The following is a 14,618-nucleotide window of genomic DNA, read 5'->3' as shown; positions in this document are numbered from 1 at the left end:
GATGACATACGACGACCGGTACGACAGGTACGAGGACGAATACCAGTACCAGGATTATCAGGACTATCAGTACGAAGACGACTACAGCCATTATCCCGCCGACAATCGTCAATGGCTGCTGGTCCGTGCTCTACGTGCCCTGAGCGGCACCGTGGCGGCCGGGATCGTGGTCTTGACGCTCGTGACCATCGGCTCGGCATATCTGGGCGGAAACCGCGGATTCCCGGGGCCGGGAACGACATCGATCACCGCGCACATTGTGGCCTCGGTGGTTGCTCTTGCCGCGCAGATCTGGTGTGACCGTAGGCGGGGTATCGCGGCGGTTGCCGGATCGGTGGTCGTGCTCGTGGTGGCGGGGCTGTTGTTGGTGACGCAGTGGTGGGGATGACACGGCGGGGATGACGGCTCGGTTTCGAGTGTGGTGAGGAATCCGACCGCTTGGAGGATTTGATTGTGATCCGACTCTGGTGGCAAACTGGAGTTACTTCGAGGCGGCGCCACAGCCCGGCCCCGAAGTGCAGGTTTCGTCAGAATCTCTCCCGGAACCTAGATTGCATGGATACGCCAGGGCTCACCCGCCCCACACCATGACGCTTCGGATGTATTGCGGCCCACTTTCTCGCGCACGCCGAATGCTCTTCTTCTCAGTAGTCGTTCGCGGAAGAAATGATCTCTGACCGTTGTGAACGTGATTTTGCACCGGTCCGAAGGATTACTTCCCAGTAACCCAGCCCCGAATGAGGCTGGACTAATCAGGAGTGTCATCGTGTCCCTCGTGACTGAAGCCATCAACGTACCCAAGGTCGAGCTGACCGACGAAGAAATCTTTGCCGCTCACGTCGGTGGCAAGCTCTCGGTCGAGACCACCGCGCCGCTCGATACGCAGCGCGCCCTCTCGATCGCCTATACGCCGGGTGTTGCTCAGGTGAGCCGCGCCATCGCTGCCGACGAAACCCTTGCCGATCGATACACCTGGACCAACCGACTCGTCGTCGTGGTCAGTGACGGCACCGCGGTTCTCGGGCTCGGCGACATCGGCCCCCGCGCGTCGCTGCCCGTCATGGAGGGTAAGTCGGCACTGTTCAAGAACTTCGCCGGACTGAACTCCATTCCGCTGGTTCTCGATACCAAGGATCCCGACGAGATCGTCGAGACGCTCATCCGTCTGCGTCCGAGCTTCGGCGCGGTCAACCTCGAGGACATCTCGGCGCCGCGTTGCTTCGAGATCGAGAAGCGCGTCATCGAAGCTCTCGACTGCCCTGTCATGCACGACGATCAGCACGGAACCGCGATCGTGGTCCTCGCGGCGCTCAAGGGCGCAGTGAAGGTCCAGAGCCGCGACATCACCGCACTCAAGGTCGTCATCTCCGGCGCCGGTGCTGCTGGTGTTGCCTGCGCGAACATCCTGCTCGCGGCGGGAATCGCCGACGTCATCGTGCTGGACTCGAAGGGCATCATCTCGGGTGAGCGCAGTGACCTCAACGAGGTGAAGGCAGAACTCGCGGCCCGCACCAATCCGCGCGACCTGCACGGTGGTGCCATCGAGGCGCTCGAAGGTGCCGACGTCTTCCTCGGTGTCTCGGCAGGCAAGATCCCCGAGGAGCTCATCGCTTCGATGGCTCCCGAGTCGATCGTATTCGCACTCTCCAACCCGGACCCGGAGATTCACCCCGAAACCGCGTCGAAGTACGCGGCGATCGTGGCGACGGGCCGTAGCGATTTCCCGAACCAGATCAACAACGTTCTCGCCTTCCCCGGTGTCTTCAAGGGCGCGCTCGACGCCGGCGCCCGTCGCATCACCGAAGGTATGAAGCTCGCTGCCGCCGAGGCAATCCTGTCGGTGGTCGGCGACGAGTTGGCAGCGGACAAAATCGTCCCCAGCCCACTCGACCCTCGCGTGGCACCCGCAGTAGCGGAAGCCGTCGCGGCCGCAGCGCATGCTGAGGGCGTGACCAGCTAAGAGGGACTACGAAAGCCCCGATCGGAACCCGCACACAAGGTTCCGATCGGGGCTTTTTCGTGGGTATCCGAGCTACAGACGGGCGAGGTCGGGTGTTCGACGCAGCCTGCCGGTACCGGGAACGGAAGCCCAGACCACCAGTGCCAGTAAACCGTCGACGACAAGAGCCACCACCGCGACCAGGATTGCGCCGACGACCACGCGGTCGTACTTGTAGAGCGCGAGACCGTCGAAGATGTACCGGCCGAGGCCGCCGAGGTTGACGTAGGCGGCGACGGTCGCTGTGGCTATCACCTGCAGCGTCGCGTTACGCAGTCCGCCGAGAATCAGCGGGAGCGCGTTGGGAATCTCGACTCGGAAGAGCACCTGGAGCTCGGTCATGCCCATCGCTCGCGCGGCCTCGACGACGCCACGGTCGACGCTGGCGATTCCGGCGTACGTGCCGGCGAGGAGCGGAGGAATGCCGAGGATCACGAGCGCGAGAATCGGCGGCATGACTCCGAGTCCCATGAGCAGAACGAGGAAGGTCAGCAGGCCGAGTGTGGGCAGTGACCGCAGTGCGTTGACCAGACTGACGACCACGATCTCACCGCGGCGCAGATGCCCGATGAGCAATCCGATCGGTACCGCGATCACGGCCGAAAGTGCCACGGCCAGAACGCTGTACCACAGGTGCTGGAGAATGCGGGTGCCGATACCGGTGTCGCCGCTCCAGTTTCCGGGATCGACGATGAAGTCCCAGGCTCCGGTGAAGATGCTCATACGGGTTCCCCCTCGGCTGACAGGACGGCCGGAACCTTCGACGAGCGCGACGTCCTGGTCCACGGGGTCAGGAATCGGCCGATCAGATACAGGATCAGATCGAGCGCCAGTGCCAGCACGACGATCGCGATGATGCCGGCAACGATCTGATCCGGGTAGTCACGGTCGTAGCCCTGTTTGAACAGCACTCCCAGACCGCCGATTCCGATCAGTGATCCGACCGAAACCAGCGAAATGTTGGTAACGGCAATAACTCTGATGTTCGCGATCATCACCGGCAGCGCCAACGGCAACTCGACCGTCAGGGCGCGTCGTAGCGGTGTGAACCCGACGGCGGTGGAGGCGTCGATGACGTTGTCCGGCACCGAGTCGAGTGCTTCGGGCACAGCCCGGATGAGCAGTGCCGTCGCGTACACGCTGAGTGCGATCACCACGTTGAGCGGATCAAGGGTCTTGAGACCGAACAACTGGGGGATTGTCACGAACAGCGCGAGCGACGGAATCGTGAACGCGATACTCGCCAGGGTCAACGTGATTCGGCGCAGCCACCGGACGTTGCGGATCGCTGTTCCTACCGGCACGGCAATCAGGAGACCGATCAGCAAGGGCAGCAGCGCCAGATACAGATGGGTCTTCGAGTAGTCCACAACCGTCGAGAAATTGTCGATGAGCCAGCGCATGCCGCTACGCCCCGAATCCCTCGGTGAAGGCGACTCGGTTGCGTTCCTCGTCCTCGCGTCGACGCTGATCTGCCAATTTCGCAACGACTTCGGAACCGAGGATCCCGCCGATGACCGAACCCTCGCCGTCGACCGCAACGCCGATACCGGAAGGCGACGAGATTGCCGCGTCGAGTGCTTGACGGAGATCGCCGCCGGGGGAGAACAGCGAACCACCGGCCGACGTCGACTGAGCAAGGGTGCGTCCCGAGCGCAGACCTTCGACGCCGGTCACGTCGATCCATCCCTGGGGGCTTCCGCTGTCCGTGACCACGAGAACCCATTCGCCCAATTCGAGACGCAGAGCCTTCAATTCGTTCTCGACGGCCGTACGGACCGGGTGAAGAGGAACCTCGTCGGCAGCGCGGAACGACAATCCCCGATAGCCGCGATCGCGTCCGACGAATCCGGCGACAAAATCTGTTGCCGGAGCGGCCAACACGTCGCGAGGCGCCGCCACCTGCTGAAGACGCCCACCGGGACCGAAGACGGCAATATGATCGCCGAGTTTGACTGCTTCGTCGATGTCGTGGGTGACAAAGACGATCGTCTTCTTCAGTTCGCTTTGCAGACGGAGCATTTCGGTCTGCAAATCCTCACGCACCACAGGATCGACGGCACTGAAGGGCTCGTCCATCAACAGGATCGGCGGATCGGCTGCCAAAGCGCGGGCAACTCCCACACGTTGCTGCTGCCCACCCGAGAGTTGCCCGGGATAGCGAGTGGCAAGTGAAATGTCCAGTCCGACTCGTTCGAGCACACCCAACGCGGCTTTACGTGCGGCGCGGCGGGACTCACCGCGTAGCACCGGAACCGTTGCGACGTTGTCGATCACGGTGCGGTGGGGAAGCAGGCCGGCATTCTGAATGACATACCCGATGCCGAGGCGCAGTTTCACCGCGTCGGTCTGGGCGATGTCACGACCGTCGACGAAGATCTTGCCCGACGTCGGTGCGATCATCCGGTTGATCATGCGCATCGACGTCGTCTTGCCGCACCCGGACGGCCCCACGAACACCGTGAACGACTCGGCCTCGATGGTGAGATCGAGACGGTCGACGGCGGTGGTGCCGTCCGGATACTGCTTGGTGACACCCTCGAAGGTGATCACGTGACTACGAGACCGGCTTGTCGAGGCCCTGCGCCGTCACCCACGCCTTGGCCGCCGCTGCCGGCTCCGTCTTGGTGTCACCGGACACCTGGACGTTGAGTGCCAACAATTCTTCGGTGGTGAGCTTGGCGGACACCGCATCGAGGACCGTCTTCAACTTGTCGGAAGACTTCGAGGCACGCAGCACCGGCACCACGTTCTGAGCCGGGAAATTGTTCTTCGGGTCTTCGAGAACCACGAAGTTGTTTTCCGGGATGGAGGCCGACGTCGTGAAGATGTTTGCCGCGGTGATGTCACCGGACGAGAGAGCCTTCACGGTTGCCGGTCCACCGCCGTCGGCGATCGGGACGAAGTTGGCAGCCGAGATGTCGAGGCCGTAGTTGGACTTCAAACCGGGCAATCCGGCTGGACGTTCCTGGAACTCGGCCGGAGCACCGAACTTGACCTCGGCGGAATGCGGAGCCAGATCGGCGATCGTCTTCAGGTTCCACTTGTCCGCGGTTTCCTTGGTGACGACGACGGCGTCCTTGTCCTCGGCGGACGCGGGTGTCGCAATCGCCAATTCCGACCCGAGAGCTGCGGGAAGGGCAGCGAGGACGTCAGCGGAGCTGGTGGCTGTGCTGTCGGGATCCAAGTACTGCAGGAGGTTTCCCGTGTAATCCGGAATGACGCTGATGGACCCGTCCTTGAGCGCCGGAATGTACGCCTCACGGCTGCCGACGTTGAACGACGTGGACACATCGAACCCGTTGACACGCAGTGCTTCGGCGTAGATGTTGGCGATCGTCTCGGATTCGGTGAAGTTGGCGGAGCCGACGACGACCGAGTTGGGATCGCTGTTGGAGTCACCGTCGCTGCTACCGCACGCTGTGAGCGCAGTGAGAGAGACGACAGTTGCCGCGGCTACGAGCCAACGGTTGGAACGAAATCGTGAGGTGCGCATGAGCGTCCTTCCGGTTTTTCGGGCGTCCCGTGTTTCGGGCGTCGGTAACCATCCCCTTGTGGCGAAGCCACCCGAGTGGCTTCGACGGCGCCGCCACCGAGTGGCTGCGTCAGGACTGGTTACCGCGCATCGCCCGACAAGTGTAACGATAGGTACCGACATGGCACGGTTTTCGATCCATGGGATTGGATGTGAGGATTTCGGTGATGAGCACGCGCACGAAGTATTCGACTGTTGTTGCAGCACTGATGGTCCTGCCGATTCTCAGCGGATGCGCAAACGGTGATTCGGTGGTAGAGGGCGCCGAAGCGGAGTCTCGTGACCAGATCGTGGTGGCCGCTGACGCATCGGTGGAGAGTTCGGTGTTGGCCGAGGTGTATTCGACAGTGCTCTCCTCCTCCGGCCTGTCGGCTCGCGTCGAATCGCTGGGAGGGGGCAGGAACCAATCCCTCGAGGCTCTGGACGCTGCGAGGGTCACGTTGGTGCCCGAGTTCACCGGCGCGCTACTCGATCATTACGACCCGTCCGCCCCGGCTCGCAAGGCGGACGACGTCTTCGAAGCCTTGAGTCGCTCTCTGCCTGAGGGCCTTTCGGTCTCCGACTACGCGATGGCCGAAGACCGCGCGGTCGTTGCGCTCGACACCGCATACGCACAGTCGTTGGGAGCGAAGACAATCGAAGCCTTTGCCCCTTCGTGCGCCGCGGCGACGCCGCTCGTCTCTGCGAGATTCGTCGAGGACGGGGCGGTGGAGCAGTTGGCGGAGGGCGCCGAGTGTGTCTTCGCCGGCATCGATCAGACAACATCGGCGGACGTGCGCGGTGCGCAAGTATTCGGAACCACGACGCTGTCAGCGCTGGCGCAGTCCGATGCCGTCACGGTGCTCGCTGATTCGAATCACGTTCTGGCCGCACAGAATGTCGTTCCGCTCTTTCGGACGGGCGCACTCGGAGACTCGGCGATCAAGGCGCTCAGCGTCGTGGCCGGTGAACTGTCCACCACCGACCTCGCTGCGATGATCGATCAGGTGCGGACCGGCAAGGCATCAGCCTCGGACGTCGCCCGCACCTGGTGGGACACCCGTCAATAACAGGAACGGAGTGGGACCCGTCAGTGACATGGACGGAGTGGGGCACCCGTCAGTAACAGCAACGGAGTGGCACACCCGTCAGTGAGAGCTCGATCCCACCGCTGAACTCGAATCATCCTTGGCACGAATCAGTTTCGATGCGATGAAGCGGCCCAGATCGGCGACGGCGTCTGCTGCTTCCTTGACCAGTGACGCCTGTGCGTGGGCCACGTGCCACAGTCTTGCGTACTCGACCAGGGACACATCGACGCCGGCAGCGGAGAGCTTGTCGGTGAACGTCATGATCTGCGGATAGAGAACTTCTTCGGAACCGACGTGAATCTTGGTGGGCGGCAACCCGTCGAGCTTGCCGTGCATCGGTGCGTAGCCCGGATCTGTGCGATCGCCGCCGGCAAGGTAAGCGTCGGCGGCATCGAAGGACCACGCCGTGTTGACCACCAGGTCGGCCTTCTTGGTGGCACCCCGATCGCCGGGATCGACCCACGGTGAGATCAGTGCAAGCGCACCCGGGGTCACACCGTGACGTTCGATCAGACGCAGAGCGGTCGCGGCGGCCAAACCGCCACCGGCCGAATCGCCCGCGATGGCAACGCGGTCTTCGGAATAGTCGAACTCGGTCACCAACTGCATGAAGGCGGAGACCGCGTCGTCGAGCGCGGCGGGATACGGGTTCTCCGGTGCGAGACGGTAGTCCAAGGTGAAGACCGCACTGGACGATTCACGCGCGAGATGCGCTGCGAGAGAACGGTGGGTGGCCAGCGAACCCAGTGTGTACGCCCCGCCGTGCAGGTACAGAACTGCGGTGGGGCGCTCGGTTGCGCCGACGGTGATCTTCTCCGCCGGTCGGCAGGCGAGCTCCAGCGGGCGCACGACGGCGCCCGCTGGAACCTGCTGTAGCGGTGCCCCGGCCTCGAGCAACAGACGCTGAATCCGGTACGGCAGTCGCGAGTTGAAAGCCAGACGGAAGTACGGCTTCAACAAGAATGCGACCACGGGCAGCGGAAGGGTGAACGTGCTCACCGGCAGGGCTCCTGACTCTGAAAAATCTCAGCTGGACTTGGGCATCATTCGGCCGGCGACGATCGAGACGATGCGCTGGTAGCCCGATCCTACGAGGCGAACCCAGGCGTCGAGTGCGATTGCGTCCATGCCGATGAGAACGCGCGGCTTGCTCTTGCGAACGCCGTTGACGATCGTCTTGGCGGCGTCCTCCGGAGTAGTACGCGCGAGCTTGCGGTCGAAGAACTCGGAGAAGACCGCAAGATCTTCGCCCGGGCCTGCGGTGGCGTTGCGCGCGATGGCCGTCTTGATTCCGCCCGGGTGCACACAGGTCACCTTCACGGGGTGCTTGGCGATCAGCATTTCCTGGCGAAGCGACTCGGTGAAGCCGCGAACGGCGAATTTAGCCGAGTTGTAGGCGCTCTGACCCGGCATCGACAGCAGACCGAAGAGGCTCGACACGTTGACGATGTGCCCGTCGCCGGAGGCGATGACGTGGGGGAGGAATGCCTTGGTGCCGTTGACAACTCCCCAGAAGTCGACGTCCATGACGCGCTCGAAGTCTTTGAACTCGGACTTCTCGAAGGTGCCGTGGTACGCGATTCCGGCGTTGTTGTAGATCTGGTTGACCTTGCCGAAATGGGCGACAACCGCGTCTGCGTACTCGAGAACCGCTTCGCGCTGGGTGACGTCGAGATGGTCCGACTTCACCTCGGCGCCGATGGCCTCCACCAGACGCTTCGTCTCGGCCAGACCCACGGTGTCCACGTCGGAAATTGCCAACTTGGCACCCTGGCCGGCCAGGTTCAGTGCGAGTGCGCGACCGATGCCCGATCCCGCTCCGGTGATGACTACGACCTTGCCTGCAAAATCACTCATTGTGCTACTGCCTTCTCGTCGTCGAGGTCGATCTGTGAAGTGGTCGCGGTGCCGACGGCGCCGAGATCCGACGTGGCGACGCTGCGGTATGCCGCGAGGTCGAAATGCTTGGTGGCATTGCGGAACTGGAAGGTGAAGCCCGGCCACAGGGTGGTGTTGTTTCCGTGCTTGTCCATGTACCAACTGGCGCAACCGCCGTTGTTCCACACGCTCTTGGACATAGCTGCCTGCAGGTCCTTGTTGTACTTGTCCTGCTTGTCCTTGCGCACCTCGATGGTGCCGATGTCGTACTTGTCGATGGTGGCGATCGCGTCGACCAAGTAGTTGATTTGCGACTCGATCATGAAGACCATCGACGAATGTCCGAGGCCGGTGTTGGGTCCGACGAGGAAGAACATGTTGGGGAAGTTGGCCACTGCCGCGCCCTTGTATCCCTGCATGCCGGTCTCTTCGAAGACCTCGGCGAGCGAACGCCCGTCCTTGCCGAAGATTCCCGCGAAGGTGGGGGAGTCGGTGACGTGGAAGCCGGTCGCCACGACGATTGCATCGATCTCGCGCGTGGTGCCGGTCTTCGAGACGATCCCGTTGGCGGTGACCTCCTCGATGCCTTCGGTCACCAGATCGACATTGTCCTGGGCGAGGGTGGGGAAGTAGTTGTTCGAGATCAGCATGCGCTTGCAGCCGATCTGGAAGTTGGGCATGACCTTCTTACGGAGGTCCTTGTCCTTGATCTGAGCTTTCAGGTGACGCTCGGCGGCGAACTGCAGTGGCTTCATGAACACCGGCGCCTTGGCCAGGCCGACGACCTGCGTCTCGCGCATCCAGTAGATGCCGGTACGGCACAGCTTCTGGAAGCCGGGGAGGTACTTGAACGCGAGGTGCTCGATCTTGGTGTACTCGCGGTCTGCACGGGGCAGGATCCACGGCGCGGTGCGCTGGTACACGTCGAGATGTGCGACCTTTTTGCCGATGGCGGGCACGATCTGGATGGCGGAGGCGCCGGTTCCGATGACGGCCACGCGCTTGCCCGTCAGATCGGCGTCATGGTTCCAACGCGAGGAGTGGAAGATCTCGCCCTTGAAGCCGTCGATGCCCTTGATGTCCGGAAGTGAAGGCTCACACAGTGCGCCGACGGCCGAGACCACGATCTTTGCGACAAATTCGCCCTTGTTGGTGCTGACATGCCACCGAGCAGACGCCTCGTCCCAACGGGCGGAGAGTACGTCGCAGCCGAAGATGTGCTTGTCGAGCACCTTGTGGCGGTTGGCCACCGACTGGATGTACTTGTAGATCTCGGGCTGAGTGGAGAAGGAACGCGTCCACTCCGGATTGAGTGCAAAAGAGTACGAGTACAAATGCGACGGCACGTCACACGCGGCGCCCGGGTAGCTGTTGTCACGCCAGGTTCCGCCGACGTCGTTGCCGCGCTCGAGAACGACGTAGTCGGTGATGCCGGCCTGTGCCAGTTTGATCGCCGCACCGAGACCGGCGAAACCACTGCCGATGATCAGTGTGCCGACGTGGCGAGTATCCGCGGCAGGTGCTGAGGTATCTGTAACTGGAAGACTCATGTAGGGAACGATATGCCTTTATTGAGTCACGGTCAATAGCTTATTGACGAATATTCAGTAGTCTATTGGGCATGGACGCAGTAAAGCGAACGCGACTCGACCCTGCGCAACGCCGAGCTCAACTGATCGACCTCGGCGCACGCATGCTGGCCGAACGGCCGCTCGAACAGATTTCCGTCGAGGACATCGCCGATCAAGCGGGAGTATCTCGTGGGCTTCTGTTCCACTACTTCGCGTCGAAAAGCGAGTTCCATCTGGCCATCGTCCGACACAGCAGTGAGCAGATGCTTCAGCGCACCGAGCCGAGCGAATCGGACGATCCGATGCTCACCCTCCGCTCGGTGCTGGCGTCGTATGTCGACTACGTGACCGAGAACCGCAATACCTACGTCTCACTGCTCCGCGGGACCGCCAGCGGGGATCCGCAGATGCGCGAGGTGTTCGAGCAGACCCGCGACATCATGGCGAAGAGGACCCTCGATCAGCTCCCGAAGATCGGCCTGACTCGAACGCCTCAGGTGGAGTTGGCCGTTCGCGGTTGGATCGCGTTTGTCGAGGAAGCCACCATCAGTTGGCTCCGCGCGCCCGCCATCACCCGCGAGGAACTGATCGACCTGACCGTTCAGTCGTTGCCTGCGTTGGCACTGGCTGCCGTCGGCTTCGATGCCGGGCCGGATCTGGGTCTGCTGCAATCGAATTGACATGTCTGCAAAAAGGCCGGGCCCCACACTCCTTGCGGAATGTGGGGCCCGGCCCTGGTCAAATTACTGAGATCAGTTGGTCGGCAGGAATGCCACCGTTCAGTTGGTCGGCAGGAACGCCTCGTCCAAGATCTCCTGCTGCTCCACCGCGTGCACCTTGCTCGATCCCGAGGAGGGAGCGGACATCGGACGACGCGAGATGCGCTTGATACCGGTCAAGGTCTCCGGCAGAAGATCCGGCAGTGCCAGTCCGAGGAACGGCCACGCACCCTGGTTCGCGGGCTCCTCCTGGACCCAACGGAACTGATCCGCATTCGGGTAACGGTCCAGGGTCTCCTTGAGGCGACGCTTCGGAACGGGGTACAGCTGCTCCATACGCACGATGGCGATGTCGTCGCGCTCGTCCTTGTGCTTCTTCGCCAGGAGCTCCCAGTACAGCTTGCCGCTGACCAGCAGAACCCGCTTGACCGATTCGCGGGCGCTTTCGCCGCTCTCGAATGCAGGCTCCTCGAAGACCGAACGGAACTTGCCCGTCGTGAAGTCCTCGACGTTGCTGACTGCAGCCTTGTTACGCAACATCGACTTGGGCGTGAAGACCACCAACGGACGGCGGATGCCGTCGAGGTGATGGCGACGCAGCAGGTGGAAGTAGCTGGCCGGAGTCGACGGAACCGCAACGGTCATCGAGCCTTCTGCACACAGCTGAAGGAAACGCTCGATACGGCCGGAGGTGTGGTCCGGACCCTGACCCTCGTGACCGTGCGGCAGGAGCAGCACGACGTCCGAGAGCTGACCCCACTTGGCCTCGCCCGAAGAGATGAACTCGTCGATGATGGTCTGCGCGCCGTTGACGAAGTCACCGAACTGCGCTTCCCACAGGACGAGGGCGTCGGGGTTGCCGACCGAGTAGCCGTACTCGAAGCCCAGGCCTGCGTACTCGGTGAGTGCGGAGTCGTAGACCATGAACTTGCCGCCGTTTTCGGCGTCTGCCGCGATCTTGGCGATCGGGCTGTACTCGTTGCCGGTCTTGCGGTCGATGAGAACCGAGTGGCGCTGCGTGAACGTTCCTCGCTTGGAGTCCTGACCCGCGAGGCGGATCAAAGCACCCTGCTCGGCCAACGAGCCGAACGCGAGCAACTCGGCGAACGCCCAGTCGACGTGTCCGTCACGAGCCATCTCGCGACGCTTCTCGGCAACCGGCTTGACGCGCGGGTGCACGGTGAAGCCCTCGGGGACGTTGACGAACGCGTCGCCGATGCGCTCGAGAACCTCGGGAGCGACAGCCGTCGTGAGGCGGGCCGGCGGAGTCTGGTCGAGTTCGACCGACTCGGACGGTTCGGGCTGGAACTTCTCGAGTTCACGGACCTCGTTGAAGACCCGTTCGAGCTGGCCCTGGTAGTCGCGAAGTGCGTCTTCGGCTTCCTTGAGCGAGATGTCACCGCGACCGATGAGGGACTCGGTGTAGCTCTTACGAACGCTGCGCTTGGTGTCGATGACGTCGTACATGGCCGGCTGAGTCATCGACGGGTCGTCGCCCTCGTTGTGACCGCGGCGGCGGTAGCAGATGAGGTCGATGACAACGTCCTTGCCGAACTTCTCACGGAAGTCGACGGCCAGCTGAGCAACCCAGACACAAGCCTCGGGGTCGTCGCCGTTGACGTGGAAGACCGGTGCGGCGATCATCTTCGCGACGTCGGTGCAGTACTCGGACGAACGTGAATGTTCCGGTGCGGTGGTGAAGCCGACCTGGTTGTTCACGACGATGTGCACGGTGCCGCCGGTGCGGTAACCGCGCAGCAGCGAGAGGTTGAGCGTCTCGGCGACAACACCCTGACCGGCGAATGCAGCGTCGCCGTGCAGCATGAGCGGCAGGACGGTGAAGCCTTCTTCGCCCTTGTCGAGGATGTCCTGCTTGGCGCGAACCAGGCCTTCGAGAACCGGGTCGACGGCCTCGAGGTGCGACGGGTTTGCGGTCAGTGAGACAGCGATGTCGTTGTCACCGAACATCTGGATGTACGTTCCGCTGGCACCCAAGTGGTACTTCACGTCACCGGAGCCGTGAGCGGCTGCCGGGTTCATGTTGCCCTCGAACTCCGTGAAGATCTTGGAGTACGGCTTGCCGACGATGTTGGCCAGCACGTTGAGTCGGCCACGGTGCGGCATACCGATGACGACCTCGTCGAGCTGGTGCTCGGCGGCCTGGTCGATCACGGCGTCCATCATCGGGATGACGGCTTCGGCGCCCTCGAGCGAGAAGCGCTTCTGGCCGACGTACTTGGTCTGCAAGAACGTCTCGAAGGCCTCGGCCGCGTTGAGCTTGCTCAGGATGTACTTCTGCTGAGCGACCGAAGGCTTGGCGTGATGGCCCTCGACGCGGTCCTGGATCCACTGACGCTGATCCGTTTCGAGGATGTGCGTGTACTCGACGCCGACGTGGCGGCAGTACGCGTCGCGCAGCACGCTCAACACGTCGCGCAGCTTCATCTTCTCTTGGCCGTGGAAGCCGCCGACCTTGAACTCGCGGTCCAGATCCCACAACGTCAGGCCGTGGCTGATGACGTCGAGGTCGGGGTGGCTGTGGAACTTGTCCTTGACGAACTGCAACGGGTCCGTGTCGGCCATGAGGTGGCCGCGGTCACGGTATGCAGCGATCAGTTCGAGAACACGGGTGTTCTTGTCGACGGCGCCTTCCGGCACGTCCTTGCGCCAACGCACCGGCTCGTACGGGTTGCCGAGCGCGTGGAAGATCTCGTCGTAGAACTCGTCGCTGATCAGCAGGTTGTGGATCGTGCGCAGGAAATCGCCCGACTCGGCACCCTGGATGATGCGGTGATCGTAGGTCGAGGTGAGAGTCATCAGCTTGCCGACGCCCATCTCGGCCAGCTTCTCGTCGCTGGCGCCCTGGAACTCGGCGGGGTATTCCATCGCGCCGGCGCCGATGATGGCGCCCTGACCCTTCATCAGGCGGGGAACGGAGTGAACCGTGCCGATGCCGCCCGGGTTGGTCAGCGAGATGGTGACGCCGGTGAAGTCTTCGCCGGTGAGCTTGCCTTCGCGGGCACGGCGGACGATGTCCTCGTATGCCGCGTGGAACTGGACGAAGTTCATCGACTCGGTGTTCCGGATGGCGGCAACTACCAGTGAGCGGTTGCCGTCCTTGCCGGGAAGGTCGATCGCGAGTCCGAGATTGGTGTGCTCGGGCGTGACCGCGTTCGGCTTGCCGTCGATTTCGGCGAAGTGCCGGTTCATGTTGGGGAACGCGTTGACTGCCTGGATGATCGCGTAACCCAGGAGGTGGGTGAACGAGATCTTGCCGCCACGAGTACGTGCGAGGTGGTTGTTGATGACGATGCGGTTGTCGAACATCAGCTTCGCGGGGATGGCACGCACGCTGGTTGCTGTCGGGATCTCGAGCGAGAGCGACATGTTCTTGACGACTGCGGCTGCGGCACCGCGGAGAACCTTGGTTTCCTCGGCTCCACCGGCAGGGGCGGGCTTCGCAGGAGCGGCCGCGGGCTTGGCTGCTGCGGGCTTGGAAGGGGCGGCCTTGGCGGCGGGCGCTGCCGTCTTCGCGGGGGCCGGTGCGGCCGCCTTGGCAGGCGGCGCAGGAGGTGCGGTCTTGGGGGCGGGAGGCGTGGCCTTGGGAGCAGCAGGCGGAGCTACAACAGCGGCGGGTGCAGCCGCGTTGCCGTTCGAGGCAGTCCCGTTTCCACCTCCCGTGTTCGCCGAGTCCGGCGAGTAATCGGTCAAGAATTCGTGCCAACTGGGATCCACGGACGACGGATCGTCCTGGAAGCGTTGGTACATCTCGTCAACCAGCCACTGGTTCTGTCCGAATTGGGATGTAGAACTGCTGCTCACGGCAGGTGTTCGCCTCGTTTCTAT

The 14,618-nt window shown here is 62.9% G+C and carries 12 protein-coding genes; 4 read left to right on the top strand and 8 right to left on the bottom strand.

The features are described from left to right. Position 1 precedes the first annotated feature (1 nt). Positions 2 to 388 carry a hypothetical protein gene (locus tag ACFWAD_RS27550; protein WP_378549605.1) on the top strand — a complete coding sequence of 129 codons (387 nt, stop codon included), beginning with the start codon at positions 2 to 4 and terminating at the stop codon, positions 386 to 388. A gap of 378 nt (positions 389 to 766) precedes the next feature. Continuing rightward, a complete protein-coding gene (locus ACFWAD_RS27545) occupies positions 767 to 1,960 on the top strand; it encodes an NADP-dependent malic enzyme (protein WP_230817414.1) in 1,194 nt (397 codons plus the stop codon). A 72-nt stretch (positions 1,961 to 2,032) separates the two neighbouring features. Here ACFWAD_RS27545 and ACFWAD_RS27540 read toward each other — a convergent pair whose 3' ends face one another. From ACFWAD_RS27540 to ACFWAD_RS27525, 4 genes are read right to left on the bottom strand one after another with little or no spacing between them, the layout of a single operon-like run. After that, positions 2,033 to 2,722 (bottom strand): ABC transporter permease, encoded by a 690-nt coding sequence (locus ACFWAD_RS27540; protein ID WP_095972891.1) that lies wholly within the window; start codon positions 2,720 to 2,722, stop codon positions 2,033 to 2,035. Continuing rightward, a complete protein-coding gene (locus tag ACFWAD_RS27535) occupies positions 2,719 to 3,402 on the bottom strand; it encodes an ABC transporter permease (protein ID WP_378449059.1) in 684 nt (227 codons plus the stop codon). The genes ACFWAD_RS27540 and ACFWAD_RS27535 overlap by 4 nt, the downstream gene beginning before the upstream one ends. A 4-nt stretch (positions 3,403 to 3,406) precedes the next feature. Continuing rightward, positions 3,407 to 4,552: an ABC transporter ATP-binding protein gene (locus ACFWAD_RS27530; RefSeq protein ID WP_378549602.1), complete on the bottom strand. Its 1,146-nt coding sequence runs from the start codon at positions 4,550 to 4,552 to the stop codon at positions 3,407 to 3,409. Positions 4,553 to 4,556: 4 nt separating this feature from the next. Then, a complete protein-coding gene (locus ACFWAD_RS27525; RefSeq protein ID WP_317555195.1) occupies positions 4,557 to 5,495 on the bottom strand; it encodes an ABC transporter substrate-binding protein in 939 nt (312 codons plus the stop codon). A 206-nt stretch (positions 5,496 to 5,701) separates the two neighbouring features. Between ACFWAD_RS27525 and ACFWAD_RS27520 the strand changes: the two genes are divergently transcribed. Then, positions 5,702 to 6,583: an ABC transporter substrate-binding protein gene (locus ACFWAD_RS27520; RefSeq protein ID WP_378549598.1), complete on the top strand. Its 882-nt coding sequence runs from the start codon at positions 5,702 to 5,704 to the stop codon at positions 6,581 to 6,583. Between the two features lie 78 nt (positions 6,584 to 6,661). Here the strand turns inward: ACFWAD_RS27520 and ACFWAD_RS27515 are convergent, their stop codons facing one another. From ACFWAD_RS27515 to ACFWAD_RS27505, 3 genes are read right to left on the bottom strand one after another with little or no spacing between them, the layout of a single operon-like run. Continuing rightward, positions 6,662 to 7,603, bottom strand: a complete 942-nt coding sequence (locus ACFWAD_RS27515) for an alpha/beta hydrolase fold domain-containing protein (RefSeq protein WP_378549595.1) — start codon at positions 7,601 to 7,603, stop codon at positions 6,662 to 6,664. Positions 7,604 to 7,630: 27 nt separating this feature from the next. Then, on the bottom strand, positions 7,631 to 8,461 hold the full coding sequence (locus ACFWAD_RS27510) for an SDR family oxidoreductase (RefSeq protein WP_230817421.1): 831 nt from the start codon (positions 8,459 to 8,461) through the stop codon (positions 7,631 to 7,633). Then, the gene (locus tag ACFWAD_RS27505) at positions 8,458 to 10,032 is read right to left on the bottom strand and encodes a flavin-containing monooxygenase (RefSeq protein ID WP_378549592.1); all 1,575 of its coding nucleotides are present in this window, start codon (positions 10,030 to 10,032) and stop codon (positions 8,458 to 8,460) included. The genes ACFWAD_RS27510 and ACFWAD_RS27505 overlap by 4 nt, the downstream gene beginning before the upstream one ends. Before the next feature lie 71 nt (positions 10,033 to 10,103). Here ACFWAD_RS27505 and ACFWAD_RS27500 point away from each other — a divergent pair, with 71 nt between their 5' ends. Beyond that, positions 10,104 to 10,733, top strand: a complete 630-nt coding sequence (locus tag ACFWAD_RS27500) for a TetR/AcrR family transcriptional regulator (RefSeq protein WP_007736130.1) — start codon at positions 10,104 to 10,106, stop codon at positions 10,731 to 10,733. 99 nt (positions 10,734 to 10,832) lie between these two features. Here ACFWAD_RS27500 and ACFWAD_RS27495 read toward each other — a convergent pair whose 3' ends face one another. Further along, positions 10,833 to 14,594, bottom strand: coding sequence for a multifunctional oxoglutarate decarboxylase/oxoglutarate dehydrogenase thiamine pyrophosphate-binding subunit/dihydrolipoyllysine-residue succinyltransferase subunit (locus tag ACFWAD_RS27495; RefSeq protein ID WP_378549589.1), 3,762 nt, complete (start codon positions 14,592 to 14,594; stop codon positions 10,833 to 10,835). Positions 14,595 to 14,618: the final 24 nt, after the last annotated feature.

This window comes from Rhodococcus sp. NPDC059969, from assembly GCF_042738325.1.
Classification (GTDB): domain Bacteria; phylum Actinomycetota; class Actinomycetes; order Mycobacteriales; family Mycobacteriaceae; genus Rhodococcus_F.
The sequence above is the reverse complement of the archived record's forward strand: the minus strand, read 5'-3'. Positions and strand labels throughout refer to the sequence as shown.

What these genes read in the sequence shown, in the direction of transcription:
- ACFWAD_RS27550 (WP_378549605.1), top strand. Translation starts at nt 2, where the DNA reads ATGACATACGACGACCGGTACGACAGGTACGAGGACGAATACCAGTAC.
- ACFWAD_RS27540 (WP_095972891.1), bottom strand. Translation starts at nt 2,722, where the DNA reads ATGAGCATCTTCACCGGAGCCTGGGACTTCATCGTCGATCCCGGAAAC.
- ACFWAD_RS27535 (WP_378449059.1), bottom strand. Translation starts at nt 3,402, where the DNA reads ATGCGCTGGCTCATCGACAATTTCTCGACGGTTGTGGACTACTCGAAG.
- ACFWAD_RS27525 (WP_317555195.1), bottom strand. Translation starts at nt 5,495, where the DNA reads ATGCGCACCTCACGATTTCGTTCCAACCGTTGGCTCGTAGCCGCGGCA.
- ACFWAD_RS27520 (WP_378549598.1), top strand. Translation starts at nt 5,702, where the DNA reads ATGAGCACGCGCACGAAGTATTCGACTGTTGTTGCAGCACTGATGGTC.
- ACFWAD_RS27510 (WP_230817421.1), bottom strand. Translation starts at nt 8,461, where the DNA reads ATGAGTGATTTTGCAGGCAAGGTCGTAGTCATCACCGGAGCGGGATCG.
- ACFWAD_RS27505 (WP_378549592.1), bottom strand. Translation starts at nt 10,032, where the DNA reads ATGAGTCTTCCAGTTACAGATACCTCAGCACCTGCCGCGGATACTCGC.
- ACFWAD_RS27500 (WP_007736130.1), top strand. Translation starts at nt 10,104, where the DNA reads ATGGACGCAGTAAAGCGAACGCGACTCGACCCTGCGCAACGCCGAGCT.